Origin of the sequence: Streptococcus acidominimus (assembly GCF_001921825.1) — a bacterium.
Taxonomy (GTDB): domain Bacteria; phylum Bacillota; class Bacilli; order Lactobacillales; family Streptococcaceae; genus Streptococcus; species Streptococcus acidominimus.
Genome location: NZ_MSJL01000001.1, coordinates 71,140 through 90,747 on the forward strand (window position 1 = coordinate 71,140; position 19,608 = coordinate 90,747).

At 43.2% G+C, this 19,608-nt stretch carries 21 protein-coding genes and 1 other annotated feature; all 21 genes read right to left on the reverse strand.

The window, feature by feature from the left end; translation table 11 throughout:
- Positions 1-283 precede the first annotated feature (283 nt).
- On the reverse strand, positions 284-1,606 hold the full coding sequence (gene celB / locus BU200_RS00315) for a PTS cellobiose transporter subunit IIC (protein ID WP_075098250.1): 1,323 nt from the start codon (positions 1,604-1,606) through the stop codon (positions 284-286).
- A gap of 237 nt (positions 1,607-1,843) precedes the next feature.
- Positions 1,844-2,365: a hypothetical protein gene (locus BU200_RS00320; RefSeq protein WP_142237005.1), complete on the reverse strand. Its 522-nt coding sequence runs from the start codon at positions 2,363-2,365 to the stop codon at positions 1,844-1,846.
- 6 nt (positions 2,366-2,371) lie between these two features.
- A complete protein-coding gene (locus BU200_RS00325) occupies positions 2,372-2,689 on the reverse strand; it encodes a PTS cellobiose transporter subunit IIA (RefSeq protein WP_075098252.1) in 318 nt (105 codons plus the stop codon).
- 2 nt (positions 2,690-2,691) lie between these two features.
- Entirely contained in the window at positions 2,692-4,698 is a 2,007-nt protein-coding gene (locus tag BU200_RS00330) for a BglG family transcription antiterminator (protein WP_075098253.1), read from the reverse strand.
- 84 nt (positions 4,699-4,782) lie between these two features.
- Positions 4,783-5,100, reverse strand: a complete 318-nt coding sequence (locus BU200_RS00335) for a PTS cellobiose transporter subunit IIB (RefSeq protein WP_075098254.1) — start codon at positions 5,098-5,100, stop codon at positions 4,783-4,785.
- 743 nt (positions 5,101-5,843) lie between these two features.
- Entirely contained in the window at positions 5,844-6,212 is a 369-nt protein-coding gene (gene rplL / locus BU200_RS00340; RefSeq protein ID WP_061564003.1) for a 50S ribosomal protein L7/L12, read from the reverse strand.
- Positions 6,213-6,285: 73 nt separating this feature from the next.
- Entirely contained in the window at positions 6,286-6,786 is a 501-nt protein-coding gene (gene rplJ / locus BU200_RS00345) for a 50S ribosomal protein L10 (RefSeq protein ID WP_075098255.1), read from the reverse strand.
- 37 nt (positions 6,787-6,823) lie between these two features.
- Positions 6,824-6,951: a sequence feature (ribosomal protein L10 leader region), on the reverse strand.
- An 82-nt stretch (positions 6,952-7,033) separates the two neighbouring features.
- Complete coding sequence (gene yihA, locus BU200_RS00350) at positions 7,034-7,621, reverse strand: ribosome biogenesis GTP-binding protein YihA/YsxC (RefSeq protein WP_075098256.1); 588 nt, start codon at positions 7,619-7,621, stop codon at positions 7,034-7,036.
- 9 nt (positions 7,622-7,630) lie between these two features.
- Entirely contained in the window at positions 7,631-8,857 is a 1,227-nt protein-coding gene (gene clpX, locus BU200_RS00355; protein ID WP_075098257.1) for an ATP-dependent Clp protease ATP-binding subunit ClpX, read from the reverse strand.
- 195 nt (positions 8,858-9,052) lie between these two features.
- On the reverse strand, positions 9,053-9,565 hold the full coding sequence (locus BU200_RS00360) for a dihydrofolate reductase (RefSeq protein ID WP_075098258.1): 513 nt from the start codon (positions 9,563-9,565) through the stop codon (positions 9,053-9,055).
- Positions 9,566-9,606: 41 nt separating this feature from the next.
- Complete coding sequence (locus BU200_RS11600; RefSeq protein WP_282956224.1) at positions 9,607-9,738, reverse strand: hypothetical protein; 132 nt, start codon at positions 9,736-9,738, stop codon at positions 9,607-9,609.
- A gap of 85 nt (positions 9,739-9,823) precedes the next feature.
- Positions 9,824-10,663, reverse strand: coding sequence for a thymidylate synthase (locus tag BU200_RS00365; protein WP_075098259.1), 840 nt, complete (start codon positions 10,661-10,663; stop codon positions 9,824-9,826).
- Positions 10,664-10,927: 264 nt separating this feature from the next.
- A complete protein-coding gene (locus BU200_RS00370; protein WP_075098260.1) occupies positions 10,928-11,770 on the reverse strand; it encodes an aldo/keto reductase in 843 nt (280 codons plus the stop codon).
- A gap of 236 nt (positions 11,771-12,006) precedes the next feature.
- Positions 12,007-12,966 carry an ROK family glucokinase gene (locus tag BU200_RS00375; protein ID WP_075098261.1) on the reverse strand — a complete coding sequence of 320 codons (960 nt, stop codon included), beginning with the start codon at positions 12,964-12,966 and terminating at the stop codon, positions 12,007-12,009.
- 65 nt (positions 12,967-13,031) lie between these two features.
- Positions 13,032-13,367, reverse strand: a complete 336-nt coding sequence (locus BU200_RS00380; RefSeq protein WP_075098262.1) for a hypothetical protein — start codon at positions 13,365-13,367, stop codon at positions 13,032-13,034.
- A 19-nt stretch (positions 13,368-13,386) separates the two neighbouring features.
- The gene (locus BU200_RS00385; RefSeq protein ID WP_075098263.1) at positions 13,387-15,258 is read right to left on the reverse strand and encodes an ABC-F family ATP-binding cassette domain-containing protein; all 1,872 of its coding nucleotides are present in this window, start codon (positions 15,256-15,258) and stop codon (positions 13,387-13,389) included.
- Complete coding sequence (locus BU200_RS00390) at positions 15,251-16,462, reverse strand: CCA tRNA nucleotidyltransferase (RefSeq protein WP_075098264.1); 1,212 nt, start codon at positions 16,460-16,462, stop codon at positions 15,251-15,253. Before BU200_RS00390 ends, BU200_RS00385 begins: the two co-directional genes overlap by 8 nt.
- Positions 16,459-17,226 carry a 4-hydroxy-tetrahydrodipicolinate reductase gene (gene dapB / locus BU200_RS00395; RefSeq protein WP_075098265.1) on the reverse strand — a complete coding sequence of 256 codons (768 nt, stop codon included), beginning with the start codon at positions 17,224-17,226 and terminating at the stop codon, positions 16,459-16,461. The genes BU200_RS00390 and dapB overlap by 4 nt, the downstream gene beginning before the upstream one ends.
- 9 nt (positions 17,227-17,235) lie before the next feature.
- On the reverse strand, positions 17,236-18,084 hold the full coding sequence (locus BU200_RS00400; protein WP_075098266.1) for a DegV family protein: 849 nt from the start codon (positions 18,082-18,084) through the stop codon (positions 17,236-17,238).
- 1 nt (position 18,085) lies between these two features.
- Positions 18,086-18,460, reverse strand: coding sequence for a DUF1149 family protein (locus BU200_RS00405; RefSeq protein ID WP_075098267.1), 375 nt, complete (start codon positions 18,458-18,460; stop codon positions 18,086-18,088).
- A gap of 906 nt (positions 18,461-19,366) precedes the next feature.
- Positions 19,367-19,608 (reverse strand): IS3 family transposase (locus tag BU200_RS00410; RefSeq protein WP_142237006.1); only part of this gene is annotated, 242 nt, incomplete at its 5' end.

Here is a 19,608-nt window from a genome sequence, read left to right on the forward strand (position 1 = left end):
CTTATATTTTTATTACTTCGTTAACTCGTTTTGACGAAAACTTCGTTTTCTTTATTTCCAACCTCAAACAGTCTATCCCCAGACTGTTTTGACGAAAACGTCGTTTTCTTTATTTCCAACCTCAAACAGTCTATCCCCAGACTGTTTGAGCTAGTACTAAAAATAAGCTAAACGGCTATAACACTGCTACCATCATTATACACTACATTGCTTCATGCGTCTCTCGTCACCTCGACTTCGCCTAGGTTCCTGCTGGCTTTTGAGATTCATTGAGGCAAGATACTTATGTGTTTGCCAGTTCTTCTTCCTCTTTCAACAGTTTATTGTCATAGGCCTTGAAGAATGGGAACCAGATAGCACCTGCTACTAAGACACAGATAATGGCTAGAATCCCTGCTTTGATGTCTCCACCAGCTCCGATAAAGGCACCGATCCCTACTGGAGTTGGCCAAGGGGTTTGGACAACGGTCTTTCCTGCAAAACCGACTTGGATCCCTAGATAGGCGACTGTTGTAGAGGCGAGAGGTGCAAGCAGGAAAGGAATCGCTAGGCTCGGATTATAGACAATTGGAAGACCGAAGATAATCGGCTCATTGATGTTAAAAATTGCTGGTCCTAACGAAGCACGACCCAGCATTTTCAACTGTTCCGAGCGTGCTGTAAATGCCATGAGCAAGGTCAAAACAAGCGTTGCACCAGAACCTCCGATCGTGACATAGGCATTGGTGAACTCACCAGCAGCGACCAAGAATTTACCGTCAACATTTGATGCCATATTAGCCAGTAAGATCGGATTTACAAGTCCCATAACGATATTAGCACCATGGATTCCTACCAACCATAAGGCATGAACGACAAAGAAAATAACCAACAAGCCTGGCAAGGTATTTGTAATGCTGGTAACAAATCCAAACGGAATCGCCACCACTTTATAAATATCTGTACCACATAAGATAAAGACCAGCTGAATCACCAGAACACTAATCGCCACAACAAAGGCTGGAATAAGAGCTGTAAACGAGCGCGCTACCCCTTCTGGAACGGCTTCTGGCATTTTAACAACCCAGTTCTTTTTCACACAGAGACGATAGAGCTGTACTGCTAGAATAGACATCAAAATAGCTGTAAAAAGTCCTGAAGTGGATAGGCGTGCCAAGCTATCACCCCCGACAGTCCAACCGCCGATTGTAGTCTCACCAGTCACTGTCGTCATCATACCATCTTGCCAGATCAATTCTGGAATCGTCATAAAAAAGGCAAAGACTGATAAGATACCGCCATTTAAGGGATTTAAGTTCAACTCTTCTTCCTCGACATAGATCTTCGTGTATTCATAACCGATGACAAGGGCAAGGTAGAGAGAAAGAATCCCCATTGAACACTTGTAGGCAAAGAGTGTCAAGGCTACAAATTTGTCGAACGAGACCGCCCAAATCTCTCCTAGAATCGGAAAGGCTTGCGGTAGTATCCCAAGAACCAAGAAAGCTGACCCTACAATGGTCAAGGGAATAGAAGCCATACCAGCTGCTACGATGGCACGAACTGGACGAAAGGTTGATATCTTCGCCATCGGACCCATGATATATTTTTCTAAAAAGCCAAACATGTTATCATTTCCTCCTTTTTATACTATTGAAAACTGTTGGTCATATTCTGTTCTGACGAGGTAAGACACTCCCCTTCAGCAAAGTCAAGAATAGAAGTTATACTCCCTATAAAAATCAAAATCTGGAACTGGCTAAAGCTGAAACAGTTATGTCCCAAAGAGGGGCTCCTAGCAAGGCGAGTTAACGACGTCAGATTTTGATTTTTGACGAGTATTACTGGTGGTGATGAATAGCACTTACGCCCCAGAGGCTAAGTAGGTCTTGAGCCGTTGAAACTGCCTGTCTGTTCTAGCTTCAATCCGCTTCAGACGCAATAAAATACCGACAATCCCTAGACTGGCTAGAAGATGACTTCCCACAATAATCGATACACTCTTGACCGAAGTATGAAATAGCGGGAAAAACAAGGATGTTTGTTGGGCTAGGCATAAGACAATCATCACCAAGTTAACACCGAACACCAGCTGATAAAATAAGGTCGTCAGCTTTGGAGAAGCTTGTTCACACGTATACATTTGCGCCATTTCCCACATGGACAAGATGCTAAACAGTAGCAAGACCAGAGGGAGAGCCATGATGTAGAAGGGAGAAGCCGCCATGTACAACATGGCTACCCAATAAATGTATATACATAAGGCAAAGGCAGTCGCATATCGAATCAGCAGATAACGATTGTAGTACAAACTCCTAATCGCGTGCTCTCTGCGTCCTTGTTCTAACTTCAATTTTTCCTTTTCAGTCATATCTACCTCTCTCATCCCGCATTAACCCTCTACCTTTTTATAGAGCTCTAACATCTCAAGTGCTACTTCTCGTAAGGTCATTGAGGTCATCAGATGATCCTGTGCGTGCACCATGATAATCTCAATCTTAATCTCGGTACCATTCGCATATTCCTGTAATAACTTCGTTTGCGCTCGGTGCGCCAATAGCAATTCATCATTGGCTAGGGATAACTTTTCAGCTGCCTGTTCATAATCCCCACTGCGCATAGCGGCAAAACTTTCATGCACAATGGCCCTAGCATTGCCACTATTCAAAATAATTTCAAATGCAGCGACCTGCAATTGTTCTGTATCCATAACTAGCTTTCTCCTATCGATAAAAATATCTTTTTAAAATCATCAAACGAGCTACAATTGATGAGTTCCTCTTGTATCTCTGGTTTATCAACCAACTCAACAATCGAGGCAGTGAGGTGCTCAAGTCCCTCATTACCATAGACCGATAAAGAGGGTAAAAATACCAACTTAACAGCTGGATAGTCCGAGCTCCAGTACAGTCCCTCCTTTACAATGGCAACAGCCATACGATGATGATGCCCAAGTGGTTGAATGGGATGAGGAACGGCAATGTGTTCACTAAAAACGACAGAACTCATACTCTCACGCTGTGTTATCCACTTTTGCATAGTCGCAGTATAATGCTCATCTTCCTGATCAGCAAGGGCAGCCACCAGTTCTTCTAGCAAGGCTGTTTTTTCAATCTGATGATGGACAAAGAAATAATCTGGGGAAATGTATTCATTAAATACTTCTTCACACTGCTGGTAAGAAGTATTTTTAAGCAGGGTTTGCCTTGCTCTTCTTCCACCTAATTCCTTAATAGCCTGCTGAATCATCTGTACTTCTTCCTCTTTGAAAAAAACAGAGACCGTATAGACTGGTATCGTGAAGATGAGTTCTGACAAATCGATAGTAGCGATGATAAAATCAATATTTTCCAGTACTTGGTCATTGAGGTCATAGTAGCCAATCACATTGACGATGGTGAGGACATCTCCCATCTCTTTTTCAATGCGACTTCGTAGCAATTGTGCACTGCTGTAACCCGTTGCACAGATGACTAGAATACGATACCGGCGCTTGCTTTCTTCCTGCACGCGCTCCCTAGAAGCAAGAAAATGTAAGGCGATATAGGCCAGCTCATCATCTGATAAAGTGTAGGCTTGAAAATAAGGCAAAGCTTGCATCACCTGACGGGACAGATCAAGGCTGGTCTGGTAATCTTTCTTGATGTCTGCTAACAATGGATTTTCTAAGAAAACCTTGTTTTCTAGTCGAATGCGCAGGGTCTTGAGGTGGGCAAGGAGACCTTCAATTAGTTGGAAATCTTGCTGAAAAGATAGGGCTAGTTCGCCACCATGCTTAGCGATCGCCTCTTGAAGTTCCTTTCTTACCTGCTGTTCAAAATCGACAACTCCTCGTTCTTCATCTTCTGAACCATTCCCCTTAGAAACCAAGTGGAGGGTGATGTAATCAACCTCTTCTGGAGGAATCTTGATGTCCGTTATTGTTGAAACCCGCTTGAGAATCTGTTCTGCGATTGCGCAGCTGTGGCAATCCTTTAAGACCTCTATCCGATCTAGCTTGCTGATATTAAACCCTTCTGAAATGCGCCGAAGGGCAAGGGCAATGTGAATGACGAGATTTTGTAAGACAAAGTCTGATAGGGTTACTCCTCCTTTGCGGCATTCTTCTAAAACGATGAGCATCAATTCTTCAAAGGTAATTTTTTCATGGAAAAACTGACTATCAACGTATTGATATAGGCTGTTAACAAAGGTGTTTCCCAAAAAGTAATCCATGATGAAGCGGCGCTTGTTTCGCTCTGTTCCAGAAATGTAGACTCCCTTATTGGCCTTGCTTTCGACCCATAGTTCATAGGGTTCTAATTGCTGACGAATCTTCTTGAAATCATTTGATAAGGTCGAACGACTGACAAAAAATTCATCAACCAGATCATCAAAATAGATATCATTCTGATCAAATAGTAATTTATTGAGAATGTACGACTGGCGCTCATCAATAGCCAGCCTTGCGTCATCCAATTGGCAGTTCTCTAGTTGAACATCTTCTAAAAAGATTTGAAATTGATGATAATCACTGACCGTCAGACAGTAGCCCTTCCCTTGCTTTGCTATCAGATCAATCCCTTGATAGGTCGCCAAAACAGTCGCAAGTGTCTTGTAGTAAGTGCGAACCGTCCTATCTGAACACTCTAAATAATCAGCTATATCACGACTTGTCACAAAGGTTTCCCTGTGTTTGATCAGGTAACACAGTAATAATTTCTCTTTCGGTTGGAACACTGTCGCCTCCCGTCTTTTAAAGCTGGTGCTTCAAATCCTTACTGGATTGTCCAGCACTATAACATGATTCCTTGTCTTGCTAAATTAGATATGCTCCTTGACCAAGGCTGCCATTTTCTCAATCCCCATCGGAATCGGGATATAGGCTTGGGGTGGAATTTGCACAATCGGTTTATGATACTTAGCTGCCGCATCTGACAACTGCTTGAAGTTCATTTTTGTTTGCGGACTGACGAGATACAAATCAAACTTATCCGCCTGAATCTCTCTGCTTCCCTCTGGCACACCACGCGCATCCATAAAGATGTCCATGCCTTGCTCCTGTAAGAGGGTCATGGTTTTCTTAGCGATTAGAGACGAGGACATCCCGCCTGCACAAATAATCAAAGCTGTTTTTGTCATACTAAACTTCCTCCTATCATGTGATAATGTAACTGCTTACATTCCCATTATAGAGCAAGAAAAACCGTTTGTACATGTAGACTTTTTCCGCATTGATTAGGAAATCGCTTATGTGTTCTATCAAAAAGAGATAGTAAACTCATACACAAGATGAGGTTACTATCCTACCGCTTTCCGAAGTTTTAGGCTGCACTCAATTAAACAAGATATAGGGGCGTATAAAACACAACAATATACCCTACTTACTGTAAAGCAGGTATAAGCTGCAACAGCTGTGGCAATTTAGAAAATCGTACGAAGAATCCTAGAACTCGAGAACAATTTGTACCTAAAGGTAGCCAGACCTGTAATCAGCTAATACTCTATAAAAATCAAAATCTGGAACTGGCTAAAGCTGAAACAGTTATGTCCCAAAGGGGGGCACACTTGACACGAGTTGCACTCGTTTTATTTCCAACCTTCAACAGTCTATTCCTAGACTGTTGAAGCAGGTAGAACTCTGTTCTTTTTTGTTTTAAGGGAATAGGCTAAAAACCTCCACAGGAGCTTTTTACTCAGCAAGGTGCATTAACGATATCAGATTTTGATTTTTGGCGAGTATAAAGAAGAAATCGTTCTATCTCTCTTTTTCACAAAGAGCCTAGTCCGAACTCAATTACAAGATACATAGTCCGTTCAAAACACAAACGACAACCCAACAAAAAAGCACGGGGCGTTTGCCCCGTACTGTAAAAGGTACTCGATTATTTAAGAGTAACTGAAGCTCCTGCTTCTTCCAATTTAGCTTTGATTTCTTCAGCTTCTGCAGTTGCAACGCCTTCTTTAACCACTGCAGGTGCTCCATCAACAAGTTCTTTCGCTTCTTTAAGACCAAGACCAGTGATTTCACGTACAACTTTGATAACACCAACTTTTTTGTCGCCAGCAGATGTCAATTCAACGTCGAATGAATCTTTAGCAGCACCAGCGTCAGCAGCACCAGCTGCAGCAACAGCCACAGGAGCAGCCGCAGTTACACCAAATTCTTCTTCGATAGCTTTTACAAGATCGTTAAGCTCAAGGATTGAAGCTTCTTTAATTTCAGCAATAATGTTTTCAATGTTCAATGCCATTGTTATTTCCTCCAAATAGTTTTGTTTTTAATAAATAATAGATGGGTGTAGCACTAGGCTACGCGTTGACGCCTTAAGCAGCGTCTTCTTTGCTTTCTGCAACAGCTTTGACAGCGTATGCAACGTTGCGAACTGGCGCTTGAAGTACAGATAAGAGCATAGAAAGCATACCTTCTCTGTTTGGCAATGCTGCAAGAGCTTGGATTTCTTCTTTTGAAGAAACTTTACCTTCGATTGCACCACCTTTGATTTCAAGGGCTTCAGCATTTTTAGCAAAGTCGTTCAAGATTTTTGCTGGTGCAATAACATCTTCGTTTGAAAATGCAATCGCAGATGGTCCAACAAAAATTGATGCAAGTTCTTCAAGACCAGCTTTTTCAGCTGCACGACGCAAGATTGAGTTTTTAATCACTTTGTACTCAACTTCGCTTCCACGAAGATCACGACGAAGAACTGTATCTTGCTCAACTGTCAAACCACGTGCGTCTACAACTACGATAGATGCAGCAGCTTTCATCTTTTCAGCAACTTGATCAACTAATTCTGCTTTTTTAGCGATAATAGCTTCACTCATTAGTGTTTTACCTCCGTTATTATTTTGGGTTCGAGCTTGTTTCAATAAAAAAACGCGCCAAACCTAGACACGAAAGTACAAATACGTTTCTATCCGTTTTGTGCCTCGGTAGGATGTTTATGAGTTGAACTCCCCTACTGTCTTAGGTCAGTTTTTTCAAACCTTATTCATACTATCATACTTTCTGCCATATTGCAAGAATTTTTATCTCAAAAATAAGAAAAAATGTAGCTTTTCACTACATTTCCTAAATTTCACTCAAAATGCTGTCCCAGGCTTGATCAAATCCATGTCTGGTTTCAGATGAAAATACGACAAAGTGATCTTTCTTATCAAAATCCAGTTTTTTCTTAATCATGGATTCGTGCTTGTTCCACTTGCCTCTAGGAATCTTGTCTGCCTTTGTCGCAACAAGGATAACAGGGATGTCATAATACTTCAAGAATTCATACATTTGAACATCATCAGCGGATGGCTCGTGCCGCATATCAACCAGACTAACCACTGCCCGCAAATTAGCACGGCTGGTTAGGTATTCTTCAATCATCTTCCCCCATTTGGCACGTTCTGTCTTTGAGACCTTGGCGTAGCCATAACCTGGTACATCAACAAAGCGAATCTTATCATCAATATTGTAGAAATTCAACTGCTGCGTTTTTCCAGGCTTGCTGGATGTCCGAGCGAGATTTTTGCGTCCTAGAAGCGTGTTGATAAAAGAGGACTTTCCAACATTGGAGCGTCCTGCGAGGGCAATTTCCGGCATCTCATCTTGAGGATATTGGACCTTGGAAACAGCACTCAAAACGATTTCTGCATTGTTTGTATTGATTTCCATCTCAATACCTCATGCCGTTTCTAAGACTGGTTGAGCCTGTCCGTCCACTGCTTCCTTGGTAATCCGTACACGTTTGACGTCATCTTGGCTCGGCACTTCAAACATGATATCAAGCATGGTTTCTTCGATAATTGAACGAAGACCACGTGCTCCTGTTTTTCGTTCAATCGCTCGTCTAGCAATTTCCTCAAGGGCTTCCTGGTCAAATTCCAGCTCTACACCGTCATAGGAAAGCAGGGCTTGATATTGTTTGACTAGGGCATTTTTCGGCTCTATTAAGATGCGAATCAAATCTTCTGTCGTCAACTGATCAAGGGCTGCAAAGACCGGCAAACGTCCAATCAACTCTGGAATAATACCAAATTTTTGAATATCATCTGCAATAATATGCTGCATGTAAGACTCTTTCTCATCAATGGCACGATTATTATGACCAAAACCGATGATTTTTTCCCCCATGCGCTGCTTCACGATTTCTTCAATCCCATCAAAGGCTCCTCCCACGATAAAGAGGATATTCTTGGTATCAAGCTGAATCAGTTCCTGCTGCGGATGCTTGCGGCCACCTTGTGGCGGAACGCTAGCTACCGTCCCCTCGATAATTTTCAGGAGTGCTTGTTGCACACCTTCTCCTGAAACATCACGCGTTATAGAGACATTCTCACCTTTTTTAGCAATTTTATCAATTTCATCTACATAGATAATCCCACGCTCTGCACGGTCAATGTTGAAATCGGCAGCCTGAAGCAATTTCAAGAGGATATTTTCAACGTCCTCCCCCACATAACCTGCTTCTGTCAAGGCTGTCGCATCCGCAATCGCAAATGGTACATTCAAACTTTTAGCCAAGGTTTGAGCGAGAAAGGTCTTACCAGAACCAGTCGGCCCGATCATGAGAATGTTTGATTTCTGCAAGTCCACGTCATTTTCTTCACGACTATCTTGAAAATTGATCCGTTTGTAGTGATTATAAACAGCTACTGCTAGCGCCCGTTTGGCGCGATCTTGACCGATAACATAGTGGTTTAAAATCGTCAGCAGTTCTTGAGGTTTTGGAGTATCCGCCAAGTCTGTCAAGACTTCTTCTGCTAATTCTTCGTGAATAATTTCCTGAGCTAACTCCACACATTCATTACAGATAAATACGTTATTCCCCGCAATAATTTTTTTTACTTCTTCTTGGTTCTTTCCACAAAATGAGCAGTAAATAAGCTCTGATGGATGGTGTACTGTCATTATTTCTCGTCCTTATCCCTATCTAAAATAATACGCCATAAAAGGCATGAATACTATTAACTAAGTTGGTCACTGCATTTAAAAGAAAGAGGATGGCTAGGCCATACCGCTTTTTCTGGAAGGCTTGAATGGAGCAGAGCACACAGATAGCGCATAAAATCGCAGTAAATAAACCGAATAAACTTTTCTGCATACTTACTTCTCACTTCTTTCAAATATTCTGACGGTAAAATCAACAGGGTTCTCCGCATCTCGTTCATGCCTTGTCGCACTGACCTCTTCAAATACGGACCAATCAAAGGCCGCTGGAAAATAGGTGTCCCCCTCAAATCGACCGTGAATATCTGTTTTTACAATCTCATCCAAATAGGCTTCAAAGGCTGTAAAAATCTGTCCACCGCCAATAACGTACAGGTTCTTATCCTGCTGATAGTACCAGTCTAAAACTTCCTCTACGCTATGCAGGACGAGAACTCGGTCGTGTTCTACTTGATACTCTCGATCATGGGTCAGGATAATCGAAATACGATTAGGGAGAACACGTTTGCCCATCCCATCAAAGGTGACGCGCCCCATGACCATAGCATGACCTGTTGTCGTCTGCTTAAAATGCTCTAAATCAGCTTTCAATGACCAAGGAAGACCTCCTTCTTTACCGATCAAACCTTGTTCATCCTGTGCCCAAATGGCTGAAATCTTCTTTGTCATTGTCTCTTCCTTCTTGTTTTTTCTTTAATACTCTTCAAACATCAAACTGGTGCAACTTTGGTTGCTTGAAAGGATAAGTCAGCTCCTTTGAGAAAAGCTCCTATCGCTTGGAATAGGCTCAACTCTTCAACTAGCTGGACTTGACTATCCTTGCTTTTTTGTTCATTGAGCATGAATGGTATTCGATCACCAGTCAAGATTTGCCAAAAACGCAGTGATTAGCTCCTGCTTTATCCGACTACTTTTCAAGGTTAGCTATTAGATCGCTAAGTCAAATTTCAGCTGCGGTTTAACAGGAGCATAATCGACCAACTCAAAATCTTCTGGCTTGATGTCGTAGAAATTGGTCCCGTCGGGTACATTCAGTACCAGTTTGGGCTGGCAGTCACTTGGCTCGCGGCACAAGAGTTCTTCTGCCTGCTCAAATTGATTATCATAGATGTGCAGGTTATTGATAAAATAGAAGAATTTCCCAACCCTCCATCCGAAATGCTTGGCAATCATCATCTGAAGCGCTACATACTGCATGGCATTGATATGATGCGCTATCAACATGTCGTTGCTGCGCTGAGTAAGGGTCGCATCAAGATACATCTCACCATTCACCAACCGCACATCAAACATGGTCTGAAAAGCACATGGCAAGAGACCTTCTGTTTCCTCAAAAGCCTCATAATCCCACAGGGAGATAATATTGCGACGGTTCCATGGATTATCTGCTAGTTGCTTGAGAATTTTATCAATAATCTGATGTTTTTTGACAACAGCCCCATAGCGTTCTCCGATAGTACCAGTCTCACCTACCTCCCAATCATTCCAATAGGTCACACCATATTTGCCATTTAAAACCTCTAGGCTATTGGTCTGATCTTGGTAAATCCAGCAGACTTCCTTAATGGCTGACTTGATGGGAATCGGACGCAGGGTGGTAATAGGAAACTCTCCCTTTGACAGATCGTATGTAGCAAAGGAGCCTGTAATGTACTTAGAATTAGCGACATTTCCATCTTTATAGCGCGGACGAGCATTTTCTGAAAAGACGCCTTCAGTCATAATTTTTTGGATGTTTTCTTTAAAAATAGTATCTGCTTTTGTCATGAATCTAGTATATCACTTCTCCCCTATTTTGTCTTTTTTCTGGTGTCCCAATCGGATAAAGCCGATCATTCTAATTCTGATGTCAAAAACACCTATGGAGAGGACCTCCATAGGTGGCAGGAGCTAGAAAAGAGGGCGGAGAACGTACGTTTTTAAGCTCTATGAGCTGACCTTGCATCAACCCACTACTGTTGATAAGGAGCCTCTTTTGAACTCTATACAACGACACTTCTTCGTATCGCTCGCATTTCTCATTGGAGAATCTTAAAACTCAACCTCATCAGGATTGCTTTGACTGGCAATACCTTCGAGTTTGTCGAGTTTCTCCATGTCAGCTTGTAACAATTCAAAATCAAAAATTTCTAGGTTTGCTTCAATATTCTTTGGTGTTACCGATTTCGGCAGTGGTAAGAAGCCTTTTTGGAGAGACCAACGTAGAGCCACTTGGGCAACAGACTTGCCGTAGCGGTCTGCTATTGCTTCCACATCTTTGTGACCAAAGATGTTTCCTGTACCTAGCGGACTGTATGCTTCAATCACCATGTCATGCTCACGGCAAAATGCAACGACTTCTTCCTGCGCACAGCCAGGGGCTAGGAGAATCTGGTTGACCTGCGGTTTGATTTCCGCAGTTTCAAACAGGGCTTCCAAGTGATGGATCATGAAGTTAGAGACCCCGATTGCCCGAACTTTTCCAGCCTTATAGGCTTCTTCCATCGCTTTCCAAGCTCCCGCATTGCCTGCCTTCCAAGCATCATTTTCCCGCAAGGCTTTGGGATTTGGCCAATGAATCAAGAGCAAGTCAATGTAGTCCACACCTAATTTGGTGAGCGATTCCTCAATAGAGGATTTTGCCAAGTCATAGTCGTGCTTATCATTCCAGACCTTGGTCGTCAAGAAAATCTCCTCACGAGCCAAGCCACTGTCGGCAATGGCTCTACCTACGCTGACTTCATTGCCATAAATTTGGGCTGTATCAACATGTGTATAGCCAACTTGAAGCGCATGACGAACGCTCTGGTAGGCTGGGTCTCCTTCTGGAATCTGCCAGGTTCCAAAAGCGATTTTAGGAATGGCTACGCCATTAGATAAAGTATAGGTTTCCATGATTTCCTCCAGTTTCTTTTGTTCCTTTTGCAATGAATCTAGGAGCCGAACTTCTATTCCAGTCCTCTAGTTTTAGTAACTGTTACAGTACAAATAAGGTTGAGAGCCAAGGAAAAGATGAGAAAGGGGCTAACTCCATTTTCGATAAAAATTGGAAAAGGTGAGACTAACAAGATCAATCATGCCAGCAATAACTGCTCCTCTTGCTTCTCTATTTCCCCTTTCTCCTGCGTCTCTTATTTCAAGACGAGTGATGCAGCGCCAAGAACACCTGCATCATTTCCTAGGTTGGCTAAGGCGAGTTTCGTCGTTTGGGCAACTTGAGGGAAGGAGTTTTTCAAGTAGACTTCATTGACTCCCTCTAGCAAGAAGTCACCTGCTGCTGATACACCACCCCCAAGGACGATATAGGCAGGATTCAAAATTGCTGCAATATTGGCACAAGCCGTTCCCAAGTAACGGCAGAAATTGCGGTAGACGATAAGAGCAAGGTCGTCTCCCTCTTTTGCAAGGTCAAAGACATCTTTTGCTGTCACGTCTTGACCATCGTCAATCCGTTTTTTCAATTCAGCATCACCTGCATAGCTATCCGCATAACGACGGGTTAGGTTCACAATACCCGTTGCTGAAGCAACTGTTTCCAAACATCCTTTTTTACCACAGGTACAGGCAATAGGATCTTCAAAGTCAACTGTGATGTGACCAAGTTCTCCTCCAGCACCACCAAAGCCGTGGATAAGGTTTCCGTCTGCGATAACACCGCCTCCGACACCTGTTCCAAGGGTCATAAAGACAACGTCAGGATTATTGCTTCCAGCACCAACCCATTGCTCACCTAAAGCTGCTACATTGGCGTCATTATCGATGAAAAATGGGAGACCGATAGCTGCTTCAACTTGATCTTTGATCAATTGAAGGGTTTTCCAGTTGAGGTTATAAGCACCGATAACTGTTCCTGCCTTGCTATCTACCACACCAGGAGAACCCATACCAATTCCCAAAAAATCCTCTTTGGTCAACTGGTGGGTGTCAAAATGGTGCTTGATACTCTCGATAATATCCGGCACTATATGACTGCCTTCGTCTAAAATGTTGGTCTTAATAGACCACTTTTCTTGAATGTCGCCTTTATCTGTCAAAATCGCAAATTTAACAGAGGTGCCACCAAGGTCAATACCAATAATTTTCTTTGCCATAAGATACTCCTTATAAAATAATTCTTCGCCTTATTATACCATATCGCAAAGGTTTGCACTACCTTTTACCGAAAAATATATAGTAATATTAAAAATTGTAAATGGAGAAGGAAGCGCCCTGCGCTAAACAAGAAAGTATAGGCAAACTGGGCACCCTCTCTCGTCCCATTATAGAGAAAGAGACTAGAAATTAGGGTAAAGCCCACTGCGAAGCCTACCATTTGCAGGGGATGATAGCCTTGACTGTAAGAAATCAAGGTCACGAGTAAGAGTAGACAGGTTCCAAGGGTCAGAAAGAGGCAGAGGCGATTCATCCGTCTGGTCTTGAGGTAGCTATAAGCTGCTGCCAGCAAGGTTACGAGCAGATAGAGGCTCATATAGGCAATCATGATGATTTTCATGTCCACTTGTCTCCTCTCATCAGGCTTCGCTCAATTCGCTAAGATATTCATAGCGTTCGTATTTTTCAAGCAAGGCTTCATTTTGGACATCTAATTCCCTTTGCAAATCCGACAGGCGTGCAAAATCACTCCCACAGTTCTGCATGGCAGCTTCAAGCGCTGCAATACTTTCTTCCAAGCCTACAATTTCATCTTCAATTGTCGCCCATTCCTGCTTTTCAAAATAGGACATGCGCTTTTGTTTCTCCCGAATCTTTTCCTTTTTTTCTTTTGCAGGAGCAAGGGGAGTTGTTGAAACAGAAGCCAGAAAGGCTTTCTCATCCAGATAGTCTGTGTAGTTGCCAAAGAAAGTACAAATCCCCTCGTCTTCAAAAGCCAATATCTTGGTTGCGACCTTATCGAGGAAATAGCGGTCGTGGCTGACTGTTATGACGGGGCCAGCAAAGCCTTGCAGAAACTGCTCTAAAACGGTCAAGGTGGCTATATCTAGGTCATTGGTCGGCTCATCAAGCAATAAGACATTCGGTCTTTCCAACAATATTTTTAGGAGGTAGAGTCGCTTCTTTTCACCGCCAGATAGCTTTTGAATCAGGGTTCCGTGGGTACTGCGTGGAAAGAGGAATTGCTCTAGAAGCTCCGCAATCGAGACCATGCCTGAGCTGGTTTCGGCTTCTTCTGCCACTTCCTGCAGGAAATTGATGACGCGCTTGCTTTCATCCAAGCCTTGAATCTGCTGTGAGAAGTAGCCTACACGGATGGTTTCTCCTACCAGTAACTGCCCACTCGTTGGCTCTATTTCTCCGGCAATCAGATTGAGCAAGGTGGACTTGCCTTTTCCATTGTCACCGACAATTCCGATTCGATCCTTATTTTGAACGAGCAAATCAAAGTGCTTTAAAATAGGCTTATCGGGATAGGAAAAATCTACCTGCCTAAACTCAATGACTTTTTTTCCGATACGGCTGGTTTCAAATTGGATTTCCAGCTGGCTATCGTCGGTCTGGTGTGCCAGATCTGATTTTAGATCATGGAAGCGATTGATCCGTGCCTGTTGCTTGGTCGCACGCGCCTGTGGCTGCCGGCGCATCCAATCTAATTCCTGCTTATACAACTGCTCTTTTTTATGGCGCAGAGCTGCCTCTCGCTCATCTTGCTCGGCTTTCAAACGGACATAATCCTGATAATTCCCTTGGTATTCCGTCAGGCTAGCGCGATCTAGCTCAAAAATACGCGTTGCCACATTATCCAAAAAATAACGATCGTGCGTGATGAACATTACAGTCCTTTTGGACTGCTTCAAATAGTTCGTCAGCCACTCAATGCTTTCAATATCTAGGTGGTTGGTCGGCTCATCAAGAAGTAACAAATCGTCCTCTCCTAATAAGACTTGTGCCAACTGCACGCGCCGTCTCAAACCACCTGATAAGTCCCCCACACGCTGGTTGGTATCGTTCAAGCCTAGCTTCGACAAAACAGTCTTAATCTGATGTTCGATTTCCCAGACGCCTAGGGCATCCATTTCTGCCATGACCCTTTCTAGCCTTGTTTGATTTTCCTCACTATAATCAGCCACTAGATGCTCATACTGGCGAATCAGCTGGATCTCTCGTAATTCAGACGACAAAACGGTATCCAAAATCGTCTTATCCTCATCAAACTCTGGTTCCTGGGTCAAATAGGCAATCGTATAGTCATTTTTCGTCCGAAAAGGCGACACGTCTCCGTCAAATCCTAAGGTGCCAGATAAGACATCCAGCAGGGTTGTTTTTCCTGTCCCATTGACCCCGATAATCCCGATACGGTCATAGGGATGAATGATAAAGGAAATGTCTGAAAAGACTGTCTTATCTCCAACAGATTTGCTTAAGTTTTCAACGATAAAATCACTCATTGTCTATTTTCTCCTTTAGAAATGCCATGATTGCTACGACCTCATTTGCCAAGTCTCCCTCGACGATTGCAAGCTCTACTTCCGTTAGTAACTGTCCTAGAAGAGGACCTGGCTTGAGCTGGAAGCTCTTCATGAGGTCTCCGCCCTTGACCACAATCTCGTGCTTGTCATGAATGGTTAAGGTCTGGTCAAGAGTCTCAATCTGCTCGTAAGCAACCGCAAGTCCTTGGGCATGTCTGACCTCCTCTACTAGATAGAGCAAGTCCTTGCCATAGCGATAACAGACCTGTTTGGTCACTTCCCCTTGCAGTCGCAATTGGTAGATGTCTACTAACTTGAGCACTGTCCGCTGAAACTCATTGCTGGTCTTCCAGTCTTTCAGAAAGGATTTGACATTTCCAATCTCTAGATAAACAATCAGCAACGCCCAAGCCTGCTCCGAGGTCCGAAAGACAAAATCATCCGAAAGTGAGGCGAGGAGCTGTGATAGCTGGGCAGCCTTTTCCCTCATATCGGGTAGGTAATTGTAGGCCTTAGAAGCAATCAAGGCTTCCATTCCCCTGCGCCAACTCTTTGCCAGCAAGAGTTTGTCAAACTCAATAAAAATGCGCTCAATCGAGATTTTCTCCAAGAGTGGAGCTGTTTCTTTCATTGCCTCAAAAGTCGCCTCTTCAATGGCAAAATCAAGGCTCGCTGCAAATCGAAAACCGCGCATAATCCGCAGAGCATCTTCGTTAAACCGTTCTGCTGCCCTACCGACTGCCCGCAAGGTTTTGTTTTTTAAATCCTGCATACCGTCAAACTTATCGATAATCTGTGCTTGATCATCCAAGGCAAAGGCATTCACTGTAAAATCACGGCGCTTCAAATCCTCTTCCAAGGAACGGACAAAGGACACCTGACTGGGGCGTCTGTAATCGACATAGACATCCTCTGTCCGGAAGGTGGTAATCTCATACTCACCCTCTTCCTCTAAGACCAGCACTGTCCCATGCTCAATCCCTACGTCAATCGTCCGGGGGAAAATCGCTTTTGTCTCTTCTGGATAACTGGATGAGGCAATGTCGACGTCGTGAATAGATCGCCCTAAAATCGCATCTCGGACTGATCCACCGACAAAATAAGCTTCAAAGCCTGCTTGTTTTATTTTCTCTAAAATCGGTAAAGCCTCCTGAAATTCAGAAGGCAAATTGTGTAATCTCATAATAATTGTTCCAAACCATAAACGAGTTGCTCTCGTTTTACTACTTCTTTTATTCCTAGACGAACACCGCTCATAAAGGAGCTGCGGTCATACGAGTCGTGGCGAATGGTCAAGCCCTCTCCTTGCGCTCCGAAGATGACTTCCTGATGTGCAACCAAGCCAGGTAGGCGAACCGAATGAATCCGCATACCGTCAAATGCTGCTCCACGCGCGCCCTCCATCAGCTCTTCTTCATCTGCTAGTCCTTGCTTTTTACTGGTTCGAACTTGCGAAATCAATTCTGCTGTCTTGATAGCTGTACCGCTTGGTGCATCCTTTTTCTGGTCATGATGTAATTCAATGATTTCTAAGTCTGGGAAATACTTGGCTGCATGGGCTGCAAATTGCGTCAGTAAAATCGCTCCAATGGCAAAATTCGGGGCGATCAAGCCACCGATTTTTTTCTCGGTAGATAGACGGGTCAAGGCTTCGATTTCTTCTGGAGAAAAGCCAGTTGTGCCAACGACAGGCGCAAAGCCATTTTCCAAGGCGAACTTGGTATTTTCGTAGGCGAAGGCTGGTGTTGTAAAATCCACCCAGACATCTGCTGTAAAGCCAATCAAGTCCTCTTTCGAGGTAAAAACAGGCACGCCGTCTATCTCTGTCTCTGTCGCAAAGGGATCTAGCAGGGCTGCAAGTGCCAACTCCTTGTCCTGTCTCACCATCTCAAGGGCAGTCGATCCCATTCTTCCCTTAAATCCTGCGATAATTACTTGAATTGTCATGCACTACTCCTAGTCAATAATCGGTGAAATCCCAAAGGCGATCGCCCCTTCTCCCAAGTGCGTACCGATGACAGAGCCAAAGGACACAATCGGTAAGGACCAGTTGATGCCATTTTCTTGTAATAGTTGCTTAAATTCTTCTGCCTTTTGAGGCGCATTGGCATGGATTACGGCGATCTGATAAGCCCCATTGGAGGTTTGCTCTTGTAAAATCTCCAACAAGCGCTTGACCGCCTTTTTCTCCGTGCGAACCTTTTCATACACCTCGATCTTGCCTTCCTCTGTAAAGTACAAGATAGGCTTGATGCTCAATAAGTTTCCTAGCAAGGCTGCTCCGTTTGACAGGCGTCCCCCTTTGACCAAATGATCCAAGTCATCCACCATAATAAAGGCCGTTGTTCCGACAATTTCTTGCTGCAACTTCTCTACTATTTCATCAAAGGAAGCTCCTGCCTCATAACGTCTAAAGATATTCTCCACCATCATTCCAAGCGGGGCAGAAGTAATCTTGCTATCTGGAAAGACAATGGTCATGCCTTCAAATTCATCCTTGAGATACTGGATATTTTGATAGAATCCTGAAATACCAGAGGACAAAAAGAGACCAATCACATGCGTGTAACCTGCTCCTTGCAAGCGACCAAGTATCTCTTCCAGTTCTGATAAACTTGGTTGGCTGGTCTTAGGCAGTTCTGCTTCTGCTGCCATTTTCTTGTAAAACTCTTCGACACTTAAATCTTTCCCCTCAATATAGGTCGTATTGCCGATCGTGACGGGAATCCTTAAAACAAACAGATGCTCATTTTTTGCTGTATCTTGTAGTACAGCTGATGAGTCTGTAATGACCGCTAATTTCATTCTAAATCTCCAAATTTACACCTGGGGCATCCAAGGCAATTTCTGTTACTTCATAGGTTAAGCGCTGTAAGATGTCCAATAGCGGATTGACTAAGAAGCGCTTGTCTTGCTCACTAAATTCATCAACTTCTTGAACCAGTTGCTCTAAAATATGAACCCCTTGGCTCATGGCTCCAGAAATCACAAAATGATCCAAGACAATCATAAAACGCAAGATGACTACGATTGAGGTTCTCTTCTCCTCGGCATTTCGTTCAATCAATTGAAAATCGACTGTTAGTCGAGTAGTTGGGACACCATTTTTTTCTTCCCACTCTCTATTACGGGCATCAAAGTGATACTGATTGACCAGTGCCTTATCACGAATTACGTTCATACTTATTCTCCTCAAAACGATATTAGAAATATTATACCATATTTTTTGTGAAACCGATAAAAAACCTTATCGTTGAATGGATAAGGTTTAGTGTTTTTATAGTCGCTTGGTTGACCTTTCGTAAATCGCAGGTAGTTACTACTCTTTGAGGGTAGAACTAGAAATTTGCAGAGCAAACTCTCTAGTTTCTAAGAGAATGGGTACCTAAAGGTAGCCACAGCTCGCTTCCACAGTCTAGGAATAGACTGTGGAAGGTTGGAGATAAAACGAGTGAAACTCGTGTCAAACGCTCTCGTATCTTGGGGTAATTGAACACGCCCTAAACTCTGTGCGAAAAAGATAAATCTTCCTAGAGTCTAATGCCTCTTCGTCAGATTTCCTATTTTCGCTTTGAGTTTTTAACGGGCTTTGTATCTTGAAATTGAACTCGGGCTAAAAGCTCGAAAAAAAGAGACACAACTGTTGCAACTTTAGTTGCTTACAGGTGTGGCGCCCTTTAGGGATAAACATTCCTAGCTCTCAAGGTATAGTATATCTTGAGAGGCGGGAAATAGAAGTTTGCGAAGCAAACTCTCTCCAATCTCTACGTCATGTTTCCTAATTTTCGGTCGCTTTTTTGACGTCCTCGTATCTTAAAAAGTTACACTTTTCTTATCTATCGCTTGTCTAGTTATCAACTAGACAACTTTTTAACGAAAACGTCGTTTTCTTTATTTCCCACCTCAAACAGTCTATCCCCAGACTGTTTTGACGAAAACGTCGTTTTCTTTATTTCCCACCTCAAACAGTCTATCCCCAGACTGTTTTGACGAAAACGTCGTTTTCTTTATTTCCCACCTCAAACAGTCTATCCCCAGACTGTTTGAACTGCTCCCTGTCAAGTAGACAGTCAAATAATAAAAGATATTAAGCAACCTGATTCCTGAATTCCCAAGGGGTCAGGTTGTTTAATTTAGCTTGATAACGTTGTGTATTGTAAAACTGGATATAGCTTTCCACATCTGCGACTAGCTCCTCGTAAGTCTTGTATTTCTTGAGATGATAAGACTCTGTCTTGAAATGCCCAAAGAAACTTTCAATTGGTGCATTGTCGATACATTTCCCAACTCGTGACATGGATAGAGTGATGCCAGCCTGTGTTGTAAAAT

Excerpts from the sequence above, each read along its gene's own strand:
- BU200_RS00370 (WP_075098260.1), bottom strand. The coding sequence starts at position 11,770 with ATGGAAACCTATACTTTATCTAATGGCGTAGCCATTCCTAAAATCGCT.
- yihA (WP_075098256.1), bottom strand. The coding sequence starts at position 7,621 with ATGGAAATCAATACAAACAATGCAGAAATCGTTTTGAGTGCTGTTTCC.
- BU200_RS11600 (WP_282956224.1), bottom strand. The coding sequence starts at position 9,738 with ATGCTCAATGAACAAAAAAGCAAGGATAGTCAAGTCCAGCTAGTTGAA.
- rplJ (WP_075098255.1), bottom strand. The coding sequence starts at position 6,786 with ATGAGTGAAGCTATTATCGCTAAAAAAGCAGAATTAGTTGATCAAGTT.
- BU200_RS00365 (WP_075098259.1), bottom strand. The coding sequence starts at position 10,663 with ATGACAAAAGCAGATACTATTTTTAAAGAAAACATCCAAAAAATTATG.
- rplL (WP_061564003.1), bottom strand. The coding sequence starts at position 6,212 with ATGGCATTGAACATTGAAAACATTATTGCTGAAATTAAAGAAGCTTCA.
- BU200_RS00390 (WP_075098264.1), bottom strand. The coding sequence starts at position 16,462 with ATGAGATTACACAATTTGCCTTCTGAATTTCAGGAGGCTTTACCGATT.
- BU200_RS00360 (WP_075098258.1), bottom strand. The coding sequence starts at position 9,565 with ATGACAAAGAAGATTTCAGCCATTTGGGCACAGGATGAACAAGGTTTG.
- BU200_RS00400 (WP_075098266.1), bottom strand. The coding sequence starts at position 18,084 with ATGAAATTAGCGGTCATTACAGACTCATCAGCTGTACTACAAGATACA.
- dapB (WP_075098265.1), bottom strand. The coding sequence starts at position 17,226 with ATGACAATTCAAGTAATTATCGCAGGATTTAAGGGAAGAATGGGATCG.
- celB (WP_075098250.1), bottom strand. The coding sequence starts at position 1,606 with ATGTTTGGCTTTTTAGAAAAATATATCATGGGTCCGATGGCGAAGATA.
- BU200_RS00325 (WP_075098252.1), bottom strand. The coding sequence starts at position 2,689 with ATGGATACAGAACAATTGCAGGTCGCTGCATTTGAAATTATTTTGAAT.
- BU200_RS00320 (WP_142237005.1), bottom strand. The coding sequence starts at position 2,365 with ATGAGAGAGGTAGATATGACTGAAAAGGAAAAATTGAAGTTAGAACAA.
- clpX (WP_075098257.1), bottom strand. The coding sequence starts at position 8,857 with ATGACAGTACACCATCCATCAGAGCTTATTTACTGCTCATTTTGTGGA.
- BU200_RS00405 (WP_075098267.1), bottom strand. The coding sequence starts at position 18,460 with ATGAACGTAATTCGTGATAAGGCACTGGTCAATCAGTATCACTTTGAT.
- BU200_RS00375 (WP_075098261.1), bottom strand. The coding sequence starts at position 12,966 with ATGGCAAAGAAAATTATTGGTATTGACCTTGGTGGCACCTCTGTTAAA.
- BU200_RS00380 (WP_075098262.1), bottom strand. The coding sequence starts at position 13,367 with ATGAAAATCATCATGATTGCCTATATGAGCCTCTATCTGCTCGTAACC.
- BU200_RS00385 (WP_075098263.1), bottom strand. The coding sequence starts at position 15,258 with ATGAGTGATTTTATCGTTGAAAACTTAAGCAAATCTGTTGGAGATAAG.
- BU200_RS00335 (WP_075098254.1), bottom strand. The coding sequence starts at position 5,100 with ATGACAAAAACAGCTTTGATTATTTGTGCAGGCGGGATGTCCTCGTCT.